Here is a 15291-nt window from a genome sequence, read left to right as displayed (position 1 = left end):
ACCACCCGACACCTACGGCACACTGCCCTCTGGACGTAATCCCTTACAGGGGACGGAAGTTGACGCCGGACGCGGCCCGAGGGCGGCGCGGGGTCATGGCGAGCGGCGGTGACGTGGCGGTGGAAGCGGCAGACGGGGCGATGGGGGCGCCCGGTGCAGGTGGGGTTCCGGGGGCGGGTGGCGGCCCCGGAGGGGAGGGGTGCCGCTGCGGCCGGTGCGGGCACGGGGCGCGCGCCGCCCACCGGAAGGCGGTCGCGGCGTTCGTCGCGCTGCGCGAGGAGTACGCCGCCGGGCGCGGCATACCGGCCGGACTGACCCGCTCCGCCGGGGCCGCCCGCCAGTGGGTCTCCGACGAACTCACCCTCTCCGCACGGAACTTGACGGAACACGCCGCCGCCACCCGCGCGACCTGGCTCGACGCCGTGCACCGCGGGACCCTCCGGACACTGTGGGGCGCGGTCGCCGCGCTCCTCCTCGGCCAGGCGCTGACCGCGGTCGGCGGCGGCTGGACCGCGCACCGCACCGCCACGCTGACCGCCGCTGTCGCCCTGGCGCTCGGCGGCACCGTGACGGCCTGGCGGCACCGCGGGCACGGCGGGGTGCTGGCGCCGCTCACCGGTGAGGACCAGCGGCTCTCCACCTCCCGTACGGTCGCGGCCGGTTGGTCCGCCGTGGCGGTCCTCGCGGTGCTGACGGCGGTGACCGGGAACGTGCTGCCCGGCGGGGCGGTGCCGGTGGCGGCGGACGGCGCGCTGTCCGGGCGGGCCGCACTGGCGCCGCCGCTGCTGCTCGTCCTGCTGACCGTGGGCGGTACGGCGGTGGCGGCGCGCGCCGTGGTGGCCGCGCGGGTCCGTACCGGGCGGCTCCAGAAACCGGCGGCCGAACGCCCTCGGGCCGTCGACCTGTTCGCCGACGACGCGGGCCGCGCCGACCTCGCCGCCACGCAGTATCTGCTGGTGAACACGGTGGTGGTGGCGCTCGCCCTGACCGTGGTGCTCGGGCCGCCCGGACTCGTCCGGCCGTCGGCGGGCTGGGTCACCGCCGCGCTCGTCGTGGTGTCCGCCGCGGGCTACCTGGCCGCCAAGTGCGACGAGGGCGGTCGGCCCGTCATCCTGTCGGTGGTCCGCGCCCGGGAGCCGGGCGATCTGCCCGCGCCGATCCGCCCCGGCGACGACATCGAGATCCGCGGCACGGGCTTCGTCCCGCCGGGCGCCCGCACCCCTGACCTGCTCTCCCGCATCGTCGTACGCATCGGAACGGTGCATGTACCGGTGCCTCTGGTGCCCGGCCCGGGCGGCTTCACCAGCCCGGCGGACGCCGCCCTGACCGTCCCCGTACCGGCCGACATCGACCCGGGCCCCACCGAGATCCGGGTGATCACCGCCTCCGGCGCGGAGTCGGCGCCCTGGACCGCGGAGGTGGGGGAGTAGGCAGCACCCCGGCGCCGCCCGGAGACACGGGAGCATCGCCGTATGCCCCTCCCCGGAACCCGCGTCGTCGCTTACGTGCTCCTCCGCCGCGCTGTTCCCGAGCTGCTGGTCTTCGACCGCGTCGGCCCGGCGGGGGTCGGTACCCGGGGACCGGCGGGCGGAGCCGGCCCGGGGGAGGGGCCCGAGCGGGCCGTCCTGCGGGAGGTCGCCGGGGAAGTCGGTCCGGTGGGCGTCACCGTGGTGCGGCGGATCGCCGTCGAGGACAGGCCCCACCCGCACCCGGCGCAACCGCGGCGGACCACCTTCTTCCTGCTCCGGGCGCCGGACGGCACTCCCGACGCCGGGTAACACCGCGCCGGGGGCGACGGCGACGACACCGGTCTCACCTTCGCCTGCCACTTCCTCCACCCCCTCCTGACCTGCCACTCGCCCTCGCTCGACCACTCGTCGACGACCAGCACCTTTGGCTGGGCCGCCTCGCCCCCGTTGCCGCTCCGGCTGATGACCGTTCCCCCGCTCCCGGGTCCCCCGCCGTCGGCTCGGTGCTACCGCTCCGTGCCCGGGCGTCCCCGGCGGGCGACGGCCCAGATGACGGCGGTGACGCCGGAGACCAGCAGACCGGCCGGTATCGCCAGGAAGAGCCAGGGCCCGGGTGCGTGCCAGACATCGAGGGCGTCGAGGCCGTAACCGGCACCGACGGTCACCGCGGTGAGCCCGCAGATCAACCGTGCCGGTTCGAAGGGGTGACGGATCATGAGGTGCCTCCCTGGGGCGGCCGGGGGACGAGGACGGGCGGGACGGCGCGGGGCGCGGCGGGTATGCGCGCGTCGGCGGGGACCGGCGGGCCGACCGGCGCGAGCGCGGTGGCCGGGAGTGCCCCGGTCCGCGAACCGGCCGACGGTGGGGAAGCCGCCCCGGACGGCGACGGGGGCGAGGGCTCCGCGGGCGGCGGCGGGGGAGCGTGCCGGACCTCGATCTGCCCGGCGCCGACCCGGAGCGTCAGATCGAGGAAACCGTGCGGCTTCTCCCCCTTCTTCAGGCCCTTCGCGGGCAGCGTGACCGTGCGTGGCCGGTCGCCCGCGGAGATCCGTACGTCATCGGCGGGCTCGCCCGGCAGGCGCACATCGCCGAGACCCAGCGACAGATGCACCGTGGTCTCCACCCCCGGCGGAAGCGTCACCTCCAGGCGCCCCGCGCCCACCTCGGCACCGGTACGGATCGTGCGGCCGTCCTTGACGGACAGCTCCGCGAGGTCCAACCTGCCTTCTCCGGAGCCGAGTTCGTAATGCCGCTGAACGGCGGCGACTTCGGTGGGGGTCCAATGACGGTTCTGCCACTCGGCGCTGAGGTTGTCCGGCAACACCGTCGACACCGCGAGGAGCGCGGCGGTCAGCACCATCATGAAGACGGTGCCGCCGCCCGTCCGCCCCAGCCAGGAGCTGACCACCAGCCCCAGCCCGAACAGCACCAGCGCACATGCCAGGCCCGCCTGGAGCGCGTGCGAGAACGGCGCGTGCCGCTCGACGCCGAACGCCGTACCGGTGCCACCGAGCGCGGCCAGCAGGAAGACCAGGCCGCCGATCTGCGTCCCGGACCGTGTCCGCCGCCGTGGGGCCGGAGCCGTGCCGTCCGGACGGGCCGCCGCCTTGCCGGGGCGGAAACCGGGCGGCCACACGGGGCCACCGGGCACACCGTGGCCACCCTCGTAGGTGATGTCGACATGCTCCGGACCCCACAGATACATCAGCCCGGCCGTCTCCTTGCCGAGCGGCCCCCGCCACCACGACGGCGTCTGCGGGCCGGGCGGCGCCTTGGTCTCCGGCGGCGCGTCGGCGACAGCCTGGGCGGTGGCCGCGTCCCGGGCGCCGGGGCCCTCCGGGCCGCCGCCCCGGTGGCGGCGCGACCAGTACGCGGCACCGGCCACCGCCAGCGTCAGCAGGACGGCGAAGGACATGACGCTGCCCTTGCCCAGCGTGGTGAGGAACAGCCCGCAGCCGACCAGCGCGAACAGCAGCGCCGTCAGCGCCGAGCCCTCGACCCGGCCGGAGAGCAGCCGACGGCCCTCGTTCTCCTCCTCGCCATGGAGCGGGATGATCAGCCAGGCGAAGCCGTAGAAGATCAGCCCCAGGCCGCCGGTGACGGAGAGCACGGCGAGGACGATCCGGAAGATCACCGGATCGAGGTCCCACTGCCGGCCCAGGCCACCGCACACGCCCGCGACGACCTTGTGCCGTCGGCTGCGGCGCAGCGGCGGGCGCGGCGGGGCGGTGCCGTCGGGCGCTGCCGATTCCTCGGCGGGGGCTGCTTCGTTCATGAACCCATGGTGACAAGCGCGACGGATTCCCGGCATCCGTGGAAACCCTGGTCGAACCCTGAGATCGACCCCGAGCAACCCCGATATCACCCGCGGGTTCGCATATCCCCCCGAGATGCCTCGGCGCCGTGGACGGACCGTGCACACGCGCGGCAGGCGAGGGCCGGATCGGCCGGGTCGGAGACTATCGTTGCGCCCTGGATACGTACGGGTTTCCGGAGGGGCGTGCGGTGACGGAGGCGGCGTCGGTGGACGAGGGGCGACTGGTCGCCGGGCGGTATCGCCTGATCGAGCGGATAGGCCGCGGCGGTATGGGCACCGTGTGGCGGGCGCGGGACGAGGTCCTCGCGCGCCAAGTGGCCGTCAAGCGTCTGCACGTCTCGCCCCAGTTGGACGCGGACGAACTCGCCCTCCGCCATGAGCGGACCACCCGCGAGGCGCAGGCCGCGGCGCGGATCAACCACCCCAACGTGGTCAGCGTCCACGATGTGGTCCTCGACGACGGGCTGCCGTGCATCGTCATGGAGTACGTCCCCGCCGGGACGCTCGGTGACCTCATCAAGCAGGCGGCGCGGGAGAACCGGTTCGTGGATCCCCGGGAGGCGGCCCGGATCGGCCGCGGCATGATCGCCGCGCTGCGCGCCGCGCACGCCGCCGGGGTGCTGCACCGGGACGTCAAGCCGGGCAACGTCCTCCTCGGTGACGAGGGCCGCGTCGTCCTGACGGACTTCGGGATCGCCGTCGCCTCCGGGACGTCCACCCTCACCAAGACCGGCGAACTGGTCGGATCCATCGACTACCTGGCGCCCGAGCGGGTCAAGGGCGGCACCCCCGGGCCCGCGTCCGACCTGTGGGCACTGGGCGCGACGCTCTATCAGGCGGTCGAGGGGCGGCCCCCGTTCCGTAAGACCACCGCGGTCGAGAGCGCGTACGCCATCGCCGTCGACCCGTTGGAGCCCCCGGCGCACGCCGGGCCGTTGGCGCCGCTGATCGAGGCGCTGCTGGAGAAGGAGCCCGGCGACCGGCCGACGGCCGAGGTCGTCGAGCAGGCGCTGCGTACCGCCGAGGCGGAGGTGGACACGGCGCTGATCGGCTGGCCGACGCTGGCCCTGGGCACCGTAGGGCGCGGCTCCGACACGGCGAGCGGCTCCGAGGCGCTGACCCGGCCGGTGGTGCCCTCGGACACCACGGGCGGCGGACGGTCCGCCCGGGGGAACACCGGTACGGGCGCCACCACCGGGATCACCGGGAGGCCGGGCGGCACCGGGGCGGTCGCCGACCCCCGGATAGCCGCCTCCCTGGGCAGCCCCGCCGCGGGCACCGACACCACGACCGCCGATTCCGCGGCCACCGGCACCACCGGCCGGGTCACCGGAGCGGTGGCGGCCACCCGCGGCCTCACCGAGGTGGAGGCGGAGGCCAAACGGGTCGCCGAGGCGGACACCGGCTCCCTGGGCGGCTCGCTCCTCCCCGCCGCCAACCGGGCGACCGTGGCGGGTGCCGACGAGACGGGCCCGGTCGCGCTGACCCCGCCGCCCCGTAAGCGCCGCGGACGGGTCGTCCTCTGGTGTGCCCTCGGGGTGCTGGCGACCGGCGGCGGCGCGGGCGGCGCCTGGTACGCGCTCCACGGGACGGGCGGCACGGGGCAACCGGCGACGAGCGACACCCCCGGGCGGCCCCCCGCCACCGAGCGCCCCGTAGGGCCGCCCCCGCGCACCCCGGACGGTATGCACCGTGTCGAGGAGCGGGAGCTCGGCGTCTCCTACCCGGTGCCGGACGGCTGGACGAGACAGGTGAAGGACGGCGGTCGGCAGATCGTCTACATCTCGCAGGCGTCGCTCGCGCAGCTGACGATCAGCGTGCTGGACTTCTCCTCCGGCGACCAGGTGGCGCACTTCAAGCAGGTCGAGGCGGACCTGCAGAAGGAGTACCCGAGCTACTCGCGCAAGCGGCTGCAGGACACGATGTACCAGAACGACCCGGCCGCCATCTGGGAGTTCACCTTCCAGGGAAAGGCGCGGCAGTACCACGGCATCGACCTCGGGTTCGGCCGCGAGGGGGAGAAGGAGTACGCGATCTACGTCTCCGCGCCGAGTGCCGACTGGGCCAGGTTCAGCGACCTCTTCTCCAAGGTGAAGGACGGCTTCCGCAAGAGCGAGGACGCGAGCTGAGCCTCGCGCGCGCCCGCGCCGGGACCGTCGGGGCGCGGCAGCCGGGCACCGGCGCCGGACGCCGTCGGTGGCACCCGTAAATCTCAGGGACCGAGTCAGGGTCCACCCTGATGTCCCCGGACCCGCCGCGTGTGACGATCGGTGCATGACCACAGCCCCGCCCCGCGCCGGATCGCACCACGCGTCCGCGCCGCAGTCCGACGAGCCGCCCGTGCGCAAGCTCTACCGCAGCGCCGACGGGCGGCTGCTCGGCGGTGTCGCGCGCGGACTCGCGGGGCATCTGGGACTCCCCGTCTCCTGGGTCCGGGTCGTCTTCGTCGCGCTGTTCCTCGCCGAAGGCATGGGCGCGCTGCTCTACGCCGCGTTCTGGTTCTTCGTCCCGCTCGGCGTCGGCGGGGTGGAGGAGCGCCGGACCGCGGCCGACGGCGCCCGCCGCACCGGGGTCCGCAGACCGGACACGGGCCAGGTCATCGCGTTGATCGCGCTGCTGGCCGGGTCCGCCTTCGTCGCCTCCCGCTTCCAGCTGGGCATCGGCAACGGCTATCTCTGGCCGGTGCTGCTGATAGCCGCGGGTGTCGCCCTCGTCTGGCGGCAGGCGGACAACGCCCGCCGCGCGCAGTGGCTGGAGCTGGGCCGCCGCAAGGGCGTCCTCCCGGCGCTGCGCGGCGCCGCCGGGGTGGTGCTCGTCTGCGTCGGGGTGACCGGCATCGTCCTGCTCCAGGGCTCGGTGGGCCACCTCAGCTCGGTGCTCCAGGCCGCGCTCGCCGTCGTCGTCGGCATCGCCCTGCTCGTCGGCCCCTATCTCGTCCGCCTGATACAGGACCTCTCCGAGGAGCGGCTGATGCGTATCCGCGCCCAGGAGCGGGCCGAGGTCGCCGCCCATGTCCACGACTCCGTGCTGCACACCCTCACCCTCATCCAGCGCAGCGCCGACGACTCCCGCGAGGTCGCCCGGCTCGCCCGCGCCCAGGAGCGGGAGCTGCGGGCCTGGCTGTACCGGCCCGAGGGACGCACCCAGGAGGAGGACGAGGAGCCCGCGACCCTCGCCGACGCGGTGCGCAAGGCGGCGGCCGAGGTCGAGGACCACCACGGCGTACCGATCGAGGTCGTGGTCGTCGGCGACTGCCCGCTGGACGAGGCGCTGGGCGCGCAGCTGAAGGCCGCCCGCGAGGCGATGGTCAACGCCGCGAAGTACGGCGGCGACGGCGGGCCGGTGCAGGTCTTCGCCGAGGTGGAGGGCCGCACGGTCTTCGTCTCCGTACGCGACCGGGGGCCGGGCTTCGATCTGGACGCGGTCCCCGACGACCGGATGGGCGTCCGCGAGTCCATCATCGGCCGGATGGAACGCCACGGCGGCACCGCCCGGCTGCGGTCCGTGCCCGGCGGCGGCACCGAGGTCGAGCTGGAGATGGAGCGGGCCGAATGACGCCCTCCTCCGGCCCGCCGCGCACCCCGCCCGCCGCCGCCCCCGCAGCCCCGACAGCCCACCCCACGAGCACCCCGACGCCTATCCGTACGACCGGCACCCCATGGCCGGCGCCACCATGACCGACACCGCGCCCGCCGGGCGCCGCACACGCCGCAGCGGGCACCGGGCCCGCCGGGCCGCGCGATGATGACGACGCAGACCACGAGGGACGGACGGAAGAGATGAACAGCGACGGCGCACAGCAGGGCATGAGTGGCGACGACACCCCCCTGGGCACCCCGGTCGGCACCGGCACCCCGGCCCCCGACCCCACCGCGGCACCCGACGGGCCCGCGACGCTGGGACCGGTGGACGGCTCCCCGACCGGTGACGGCGCGGGCGAGGAGGAGCGGCGCACCGTACGGGTGGTGCTCGTCGACGACCACCGGATGTTCCGCACCGGGGTCCAGGCGGAGATCGGGGTGACGGAGCGGACCGGTGTCGAGGTCGTCGGCGAGGCGGCCGACGTCGACCAGGCGATCACGGTCATCACCGCCACCCGCCCCGAGGTCGTGCTCCTGGACGTCCATCTGCCCGGCGGCGGCGGTGTGGAGGTGCTGCGCCGCAGCATGACGCAGATGGCCGACCCGGAGCGGCCGGTCCGCTTCCTGGCGCTGTCGGTCTCCGACGCCGCCGAGGACGTGATCGGCGTCATCCGGGGCGGCGCACGCGGCTACGTCACCAAGACGATCACCGGGAAGGACCTGGTCGACGCGATCTTCCGGGTCTCCGACGGGGACGCGGTGTTCTCGCCCCGGCTGGCCGGGTTCGTCCTCGACGCGTTCGCCTCCACGGACGCCCCGCCGGTGGACGAGGACCTGGACCGCCTCACCCAGCGGGAGCGCGAGGTCCTGCGGCTGATCGCCCGTGGCTATGCGTACAAGGAGATCGCCAAGCAGCTCTTCATCTCCGTCAAGACGGTGGAGTCGCACGTCTCCGCGGTGCTGCGCAAGCTCCAGCTCTCCAACCGCCACGAACTGACCCGCTGGGCCGCCGCCCGCCGCCTGGTCTGACACCCGGCCGGGCCACCGGGACGGCCCACCCCGGCCCACTGTGGCAAGGGATCCCGGCCCACCGGGGCCCGGACCTGGGCACCGCTACGAAGATCCGTCCGACGACAGGAGGAAAGAAGCCCGCGAAGAGGGGCAACCAGGACGTCGTGGAACGCCGTCTAACGGCGCGGAAAGGCTCGCCGCCGTCGGCGCGACCACCACCCCGTCGACCGCGTACACGCCGTACATGTCCTGGAAGCGAGATCCCGATGAGCCTGACGGGCACGCCCTTCTTCCTCACCTCGCTTCTGCTGCTGGTCGTCGCGATCGTCCTGCCGCTGGCGCTGTGGAGCCGGATAGCCGGGCCGCGCCTGGTGCGCGGCACCGTCCGTCTGCTGATGCTGCTGTTCGCGCAGGCCACCGCCATCACCCTGGTCTTCGTGCTGGTCAACAACGCCAACAACCTCTACGACACCTGGGACGACCTGCTCGGCACCGGCAGCCACATCGAGGCGGCCCAGGACCTCGGGCCCGACGGGCTGGGCGGCCGCCAGATCTCCGCCGAGCCGCGCCGGGCCCAGGCGTTCCACCCCGCGGACGATCCGGTCGTCGGGCCCGGGGTGCAGATGACGGAGCTCCAGGGCCGGATCTCCGGCGTCAGCGGTGAGGTGTACGTCTGGCTGCCGCCGCAGTACCACGACCCGGCGTACCGCACCAAGAAGTTCCCGGTGGTCGAGTTGCTGCCCGGCTACCCCGGCTCGGCCAAGTCCTGGCTGGGCACGCTGGCGGCCGGTCGGCAGCTGCAGCCGCTGATGGAGCGCGGGGAGATCAAGCCGTTCATCCTGGTCGCGCCGCGCACCAACATCTACCAGGGCGCCGACACGGGCTGCGTCAACATCCCCGGGAAGGTCAACGCCGACAGCTGGCTGACCGTCGACGTACGCCAGATGGTCATCAACACCTTCCGCGCCGAGGACCACGCCGACTCCTGGGCGCTGGCCGGTTACTCCGCCGGGGCGCACTGCGCGACCCGGCTCGCGCTGGCCCACCCGGACCGCTACCACGCGGCGGTCGGCATGTCCGGCTACAACGACCCGGCGGGCGAGGCCACCTCGCTCGCGGGCAAGGACCCGAAGCTGCGGATCGAGAGCAACCCGCTGCACGAACTGCGCGAGGCCAACCTGGCCGGACGTCCGCCGCGTACCGCGCTCTTCCTCTCCGGCGCCTCCGGCGACGGCTACGAGGCCGGTCTCGGACTGCAGCGGGAGGCCCGGCGGCCCACCACGGTGACCGTGCAGCACATCAGCAAGAACGCCGGTGGCCACACCAGCGCGGTGTGGCGCGAACAGGTCCCCGAGATCTTCCGCTGGCTGAGCCACCAGGTCCGGAGCTGACCCACCGGACCCACGGAGCGCCCCGCGCCCCACGGCCCACCCGGGGCCGCACGCCCGCTCACCCCTTGCACACCATCTCCGTCGCCGGGGAGCGCAGGCACCAGCCCAGGGACGCGTACAGCTCCCGGCCGGAGGGCGTGGCGACGAGCAGGCCCTCGGAGGCGCCCCGCCGGGCGGCGTGGATGCCGAGCACCGTCATGACCAGGCGGCCCAGACCCCGGCGGCGGTGTTCCGGCTCGGTGGTGATCATGTCGAAGACGGCGGAGAGCGGGGCGCCGCCGGTGCCGCCGATGAGCGCCGCCCGGCCGCTCGCGGCGGGCCGGTCGGCCGCCTCGCCCGTGGCCCACACCCGTACGTCCAGGATCCCGTCGCACTCCTCGGTGTCCAGGCGGTAGCCGGGTGGTGCCGGTGTGACCTGGGAGGACGGCGGCATCGGGGCCGTCATGAGGTACTGCGGTCCGGCGTGGTGCCAGGCGGGGGAGAGCAGCGGCGCGACCTCGGCGTGGGGCGCGAAGACCTTGATCCAGGTGTGCGGCGCCGCCGCCGTACGGTCCAGATCGCGTAGCGCCACGGGGTCGGGGTCCGGGAGGATGTACCGCACGGCGTCGCGTGGACGGCCGAGCTCGATGCGGAGGCCGCCCGGGACCACCCGCGGCACCGGGTGGGTGCGGGCCCGCGCCCACCCGTGCGCCCAGACCTCGACGATCCGTACGAGACCGGCCCGGTCGGCGACGGCCACCGAGCCCCCTGAACCGGCGTCCCCGCCGTTCCCCAGTTCCATGCGCCGCAGCCTAGAACCGGCCCCCACGGCGCGGACAGGCCACGAACAGGCCAGGAACAGTCGCGACGAGGCCCCCCGAAGGAGGTATGGGGGAGACCGTTACGATCCGCACTATGGACGTAGTAATCAATATCTTCGTCGGTCTGCACATCATCGGTATCGCCTCCCTGCTGGGAGGCTTTCTCACGCAGATGAAGGCGATGAGCGCGGGCACCGCCCGGTTCGTGCCGGCGATGCTGCACGGTGCGCTGACGATGCTGGTCACCGGCATCGCGCTGGTCGGCCTGAACCAGGCCCAGGGCAGCTCCGTCGACAACATCAAGATCGGCGTGAAGCTGGCCGTCCTGGTCGTCATCCTGGGGCTGGTCTACGTCAAGCGGGACGAGGAGAGCATCGCCAAGCCGCTGTTCGGCACGGTCGGCCTGCTCACCATGGTCAACATCTTCATCGCGGTGCTCTGGACCTGAGCCCGACCGGGGCGCGCGGCCCTGTCCCCCGCGCCCCCGGCACACCCCGCGTACGCCTCCGGCCCGGCCCCTCACCGAGGGACCGGGCCGGAGCCGTTCCCTCCGGGCGGCCGCGCGGTGCGGGCGGCCGCCCGGAGGGGCGTCACGCGGGGCGGACGCTGCCGTAGATCGGCATGTAGTAGATCGACTCGATGCGCACGCTGGCGCCCGGCTTCGGGGCGTGGATCATCTTGCCGTCGCCGATGTACATCCCGACGTGGCTGATGTCGTTGTAGAAGAACACCAGGTCACCGGGGGCGAGATCCTTGGTGGCGACGCGCTGGCCGACCTTCACCTGGTCCCACGTCGTACGCGGCAGGCTCACCCCCGCCGCCTTCCACGCGGCCTGCGTCAGCCCGGAGCAGTCGTACGAATTGGGGCCGGTGGCGCCCCAGACGTACGGCTTGCCCATCTGGGCGCGGGCGAACGCGAGCGCCTTCTCGGCCTTGGTGCGGTACGAGCCGTCGGCCGGTCCGCCGCCCTGACCCGGGTCGGGCGTACCGGAGTCGCCGGTGCCCGTACCGGGAGAGCCGGTGTCCGACCCGCCGCCGGGCTGCTCGCGCTGCTTGCGCTGCTCCTCCTCGGCCTTGCGCCGGGCCGCCTCCTCCTTCTTGCGCTCCAGCTCCGCCAGGCGCGCCTTCTCCTGGGCGGTCAGGTCGGAGAGCAGTTGGCGGGCCTCGGACAGCTTGCCCTGGACCGTCCGCTTGGAGTCGGCCAGCTCGGACTGCGACTCCTGGAGGCGCTCCAGGCTGCGGGTCGCCTCGGCCCGCTGGTGGGCGGCGGCGGCCTGCTGCTCCTGGTAGGCGTCGACGGCCTGCTGCTGCCGCCCGGTCAGCCGTTCCATCAGGTGGCTGCGGTCGGCGAACTGCTGCGGGTCCTTGGAGAACATCAGCTGCGCGGTCGGGTTCAGCCCGCCGCCGCGGTACTGCGCGGCGGCGAAGGTGCCCAGCTCGCGGCGGGCCTCGTTGAGCTTGCCGGTGCGGCGCGCCGCGGCGTCCTGGAGGTCGCTGACCTCGGACCGGCGCGCGTCGACGTGCTCCTTGACGGCGTTGTACTTCTGGGTCGCGACCTCGGCCTGCCGGTAGAGGGTGTCGACCTTCTTCTTGACCTCTTCGACGGTCGGCTTCGGGGAGCGGGGGGACGCCTCGGCCGACTGCGAGAGCAGGGTGACCGTGGCGAGCGCCGCGGTCGTCAGACCGGCGGCCGTCCGGCGGCTGCCGGGCGAGGTGAGGACGCGGGTACGCGGCTTGCGGTGCGACGGCAAGGCCGACGACTCCTTCCGTGGACCGCCTACCGGGTTAGCTGTCGGGTTCGGGCGGTGTCGCAGACGGAAGGCTTGCCCTACGGTCCGTACGTTCGCGCGCGGCGGCGGTACCGACCGATTCACCCCGGTGGTGCTGGTGGGTCCCCGGCTCCGGGTGCCGTGGGGGGCAGGGCCGGACTCGGCGGAGGCGGCCCGTGCGGACGCTGTCGTCCACGGGATGCAGGCAGCCCGAGCGTGAACCTAGCCAACTCGTGTGGCTCCTGTGAAGGCAGATGTTCGATTTGCCCGAAACCTTTTCGTGACCTGTGTGCATGAGGTGACGTTCGTGTGGGCAAGGCGGGGTATCTGCACGGAATGCCGGTTTCGTGGGGCTGCGGGGCCGGAACGCCCCGACTTCCGGCCTTTCCCCGGCTCCGGGCCCGACTGTCAGTGGGGCGGCCTAGACTCGGTGGGCGATGAGCAGCCTCTTTGACGACAGCTTCCTGGCGGACCTCGCCCCCAAGGACGAGGAGCCCCCGCCGCCCCCCGAGGACGAGCACGGCCCGGCCCCGGAGGAGGTCCCGCACGACCTCTTCAGCGGGAAGTACGACGCCCCCGTACCCCGGGACGCGCACTACCGCGACGGCGCCGCCCGCCCCGCCGTCGACCCGGCCGTACTCCTGGACGGGCTCAACGACGCCCAGAAGGCCGCCGTGGTGCACTCCGGCGGCCCGCTGCTGATCGTCGCCGGAGCCGGTTCCGGCAAGACCCGTGTGCTCACCCACCGCATCGCCCATCTGCTCGCCGCCCGCGGTGTGCACCCCGGCCAGATCCTCGCGATCACCTTCACCAACAAGGCCGCCGGTGAGATGAAGGAGCGCGTCGAGGAGCTGGTCGGCCCGCGGGCCAACGCCATGTGGGTCTCCACCTTCCACAGCGCCTGCGTCCGCATCCTGCGCCGCGAGTCCAAGCACCTCGGCTTCACCTCGTCGTTCTCGATCTACGACGCCGCCGACTCCAAGCGCCTGATGGCCCTGGTCTGCCGCGATCTCGATCTCGACCCCAAGCGGTTCCCGCCCAAGTCCTTCAGCGCCAAGGTCTCCAACCTCAAGAACGAGCTCATCGACGAGGAGACCTTCGCCGGACAGGCGGCCGACGGCTTCGAGAAGACCCTGGCCCAGGCGTACGCGCTCTACCAGGCACGGCTGCGCGAGGCCAACGCCCTGGACTTCGACGACATCATCATGACGACCGTCAACCTCCTCCAGGCGTTCCCGGACGTCGCGGCCCACTACCGCCGCCGCTTCCGCCACGTCATGGTCGACGAGTACCAGGACACCAACCACGCGCAGTACACCCTCGTACGCGAGCTGGTCGGCCCGGCCGAATCCGCCGCCGAGCTGTGCGTCGTCGGCGACGCCGACCAGTCGATCTACGCCTTCCGCGGCGCCACGATCCGCAACATCCTCCAGTTCGAGGAGGACTACCCGGACGCCACGACGATCCTGCTGGAGCAGAACTACCGCTCCACGCAGACGATCCTCTCCGCCGCCAACGCCGTCATCGAGCGCAACGAGAACCGCCGCCCCAAGAATCTCTGGACCGAAGCCGGCGAGGGCCCCCGTATCACCGGGTACGTCGCCGACACCGAGCACGACGAGGCCCAGTTCGTCGCCGAGGAGATCGACCGCCTCACCGACGCGAAGGACGCCCGCGCCGGAGACGTCGCGATCTTCTACCGCACCAACGCCCAGTCCCGCGTCTTCGAGGAAATCCTCATCCGCGTCGGACTGCCCTACAAGGTCGTCGGCGGCGTCCGCTTCTACGAGCGCAAGGAGGTCCGCGACATCCTCGCGTACCTGCGGGTGCTCGCCAATCCGGAGGACACCGTCCCGCTCCGCCGGATCCTCAACGTCCCCAAGCGCGGCATCGGCGACCGCGCCGAGGCGATGATCGACGCCCTGGCGCTCCGCGAGAAGATCAGCTTCCCGCAGGCGCTGCGCCGCGTCGACGAGGCGTACGGCATGGCCGCCCGCTCCGCCAACGCCGTCCGCCGCTTCAACACCCTGATGGAAGAGCTGCGCACCGTCGTCGAGTCCGGCGCCGGACCGGCCACCGTCCTCGAAGCGGTCCTGGAGCGCACCGGCTACCTCGCCGAGCTGCAGTCCTCCACCGACCCGCAGGACGAGACCCGGATCGAGAACCTCCAGGAACTCGCCGCCGTGGCCCTGGAGTTCGAGCAGGACCGGGTGGCCGGTCCCGCCGCGGAGGGCACGGACACCGAGGCGGAGGAGCCCGTCTCCGGCGGTACGCTCGCCGACTTCCTGGAGCAGGTCGCGCTGGTCGCCGACTCCGACCAGATCCCCGACGAGGACGAGGACGGCAGCGGCGTCGTCACGCTCATGACCCTGCACACCGCCAAGGGCCTGGAGTTCCCGGTCGTCTTCCTCACCGGCATGGAGGACGGCGTCTTCCCGCACATGCGCGCCCTCGGCCAGACCAAGGAGCTGGAGGAGGAGCGCCGCCTCGCCTACGTCGGCATCACCCGCGCTCGCGAGCGTCTCTACCTCACCCGCTCCACGATGCGCAGCGCCTGGGGCCAGCCGTCGTACAACCCGCCGTCGCGGTTCCTGGAGGAGATCCCCGCCTCGTTCGTCGACTGGCGGCGCACCGGCCCGGCGACCCCGTCCGCGACGATGGGCGGGATGCGCTCCGGCGGCGGCGGGGGCGGCGGGCTCAGCTCCGGTTTCGGTACGCCGCGCGCCAAGAGTGGCCCGAGCGGGTTCGCCACCCGGCGGGGCAACGACCGCCCGGTGGTGGCGCTCGCCGTCGGCGACCGCGTCACCCACGACAGCTTCGGCCTCGGCACGGTCACCGGCGTCAAGGGCAGCGGGGACAACGCCGAGGCGACGATCGACTTCGGCGGCGAGAAGCCCAAGCGGCTGCTGCTGCGGTACGCCCCGGTCGAGAAGCTGTGAAAAAGGCCCGGCCC

12 protein-coding genes and 1 riboswitch are annotated in these 15291 nt (G+C 73.5%); of the genes, 8 read left to right on the top strand and 4 right to left on the bottom strand.

Translation table 11 applies throughout. From position 1 onward, the window contains the following. Window positions 1-140 precede the first annotated feature (140 nt). Together IF23_RS0127310 and IF23_RS31645 are read left to right on the top strand one after the other, a co-directional pair. Window positions 141-1430: a hypothetical protein gene (locus IF23_RS0127310; protein ID WP_030288267.1), complete on the top strand. Its 1290-nt coding sequence runs from the start codon at window positions 141-143 to the stop codon at window positions 1428-1430. A 42-nt stretch (window positions 1431-1472) separates the two neighbouring features. Next, window positions 1473-1778, top strand: coding sequence for an NUDIX domain-containing protein (locus IF23_RS31645; RefSeq protein WP_245655130.1), 306 nt, complete (start codon window positions 1473-1475; stop codon window positions 1776-1778). Window positions 1779-1975: 197 nt separating this feature from the next. Here the strand turns inward: IF23_RS31645 and IF23_RS0127300 are convergent, their stop codons facing one another. Further along, on the bottom strand, window positions 1976-2185 hold the full coding sequence (locus IF23_RS0127300; protein ID WP_030288261.1) for a hypothetical protein: 210 nt from the start codon (window positions 2183-2185) through the stop codon (window positions 1976-1978). Then, the gene (locus IF23_RS0127295) at window positions 2182-3744 is read right to left on the bottom strand and encodes a PspC domain-containing protein (protein WP_078654300.1); all 1563 of its coding nucleotides are present in this window, start codon (window positions 3742-3744) and stop codon (window positions 2182-2184) included. The genes IF23_RS0127300 and IF23_RS0127295 overlap by 4 nt, the downstream gene beginning before the upstream one ends. Before the next feature lie 311 nt (window positions 3745-4055). Here IF23_RS0127295 and IF23_RS0127290 point away from each other — a divergent pair, with 311 nt between their 5' ends. The 4 genes from IF23_RS0127290 (at window position 4056) to IF23_RS0127275 (ending at window position 9769) form a co-directional block, all read left to right on the top strand. Further along, the gene (locus tag IF23_RS0127290; protein ID WP_245655133.1) at window positions 4056-5915 is read left to right on the top strand and encodes a serine/threonine-protein kinase; all 1860 of its coding nucleotides are present in this window, start codon (window positions 4056-4058) and stop codon (window positions 5913-5915) included. 145 nt (window positions 5916-6060) lie between these two features. After that, window positions 6061-7341 carry an ATP-binding protein gene (locus IF23_RS0127285; RefSeq protein WP_030288256.1) on the top strand — a complete coding sequence of 427 codons (1281 nt, stop codon included), beginning with the start codon at window positions 6061-6063 and terminating at the stop codon, window positions 7339-7341. Window positions 7342-7592: 251 nt separating this feature from the next. Continuing rightward, window positions 7593-8396, top strand: a complete 804-nt coding sequence (locus IF23_RS0127280) for a LuxR C-terminal-related transcriptional regulator (RefSeq protein ID WP_425423889.1) — start codon at window positions 7593-7595, stop codon at window positions 8394-8396. Window positions 8397-8644: 248 nt separating this feature from the next. Continuing rightward, window positions 8645-9769 carry an alpha/beta hydrolase gene (locus tag IF23_RS0127275; RefSeq protein WP_030288253.1) on the top strand — a complete coding sequence of 375 codons (1125 nt, stop codon included), beginning with the start codon at window positions 8645-8647 and terminating at the stop codon, window positions 9767-9769. Window positions 9770-9827: 58 nt separating this feature from the next. Here the strand turns inward: IF23_RS0127275 and IF23_RS0127270 are convergent, their stop codons facing one another. Further along, complete coding sequence (locus IF23_RS0127270) at window positions 9828-10550, bottom strand: GNAT family N-acetyltransferase (RefSeq protein ID WP_051739924.1); 723 nt, start codon at window positions 10548-10550, stop codon at window positions 9828-9830. Between the two features lie 113 nt (window positions 10551-10663). Between IF23_RS0127270 and IF23_RS0127265 the strand changes: the two genes are divergently transcribed. Further along, a complete protein-coding gene (locus IF23_RS0127265; RefSeq protein WP_030288247.1) occupies window positions 10664-11017 on the top strand; it encodes a hypothetical protein in 354 nt (117 codons plus the stop codon). 142 nt (window positions 11018-11159) lie between these two features. Here the strand turns inward: IF23_RS0127265 and IF23_RS0127260 are convergent, their stop codons facing one another. Further along, on the bottom strand, window positions 11160-12320 hold the full coding sequence (locus IF23_RS0127260; protein WP_030288245.1) for a C40 family peptidase: 1161 nt from the start codon (window positions 12318-12320) through the stop codon (window positions 11160-11162). A gap of 8 nt (window positions 12321-12328) precedes the next feature. After that, a riboswitch (cyclic di-AMP (ydaO/yuaA leader) is annotated at window positions 12329-12514 on the bottom strand. 261 nt (window positions 12515-12775) lie between these two features. Between IF23_RS0127260 and pcrA the strand changes: the two genes are divergently transcribed. Continuing rightward, entirely contained in the window at window positions 12776-15277 is a 2502-nt protein-coding gene (pcrA, locus tag IF23_RS0127255) for a DNA helicase PcrA (RefSeq protein WP_030288243.1), read from the top strand. Window positions 15278-15291: the final 14 nt, after the last annotated feature.

It is taken from the genome of Streptomyces catenulae, from assembly GCF_000718015.1.
Classification (GTDB): Bacteria; Actinomycetota; Actinomycetes; order Streptomycetales; family Streptomycetaceae; genus Streptomyces; species Streptomyces catenulae.
The sequence above is the reverse complement of the archived record's forward strand: the minus strand, read 5'-3'. Positions and strand labels throughout refer to the sequence as shown.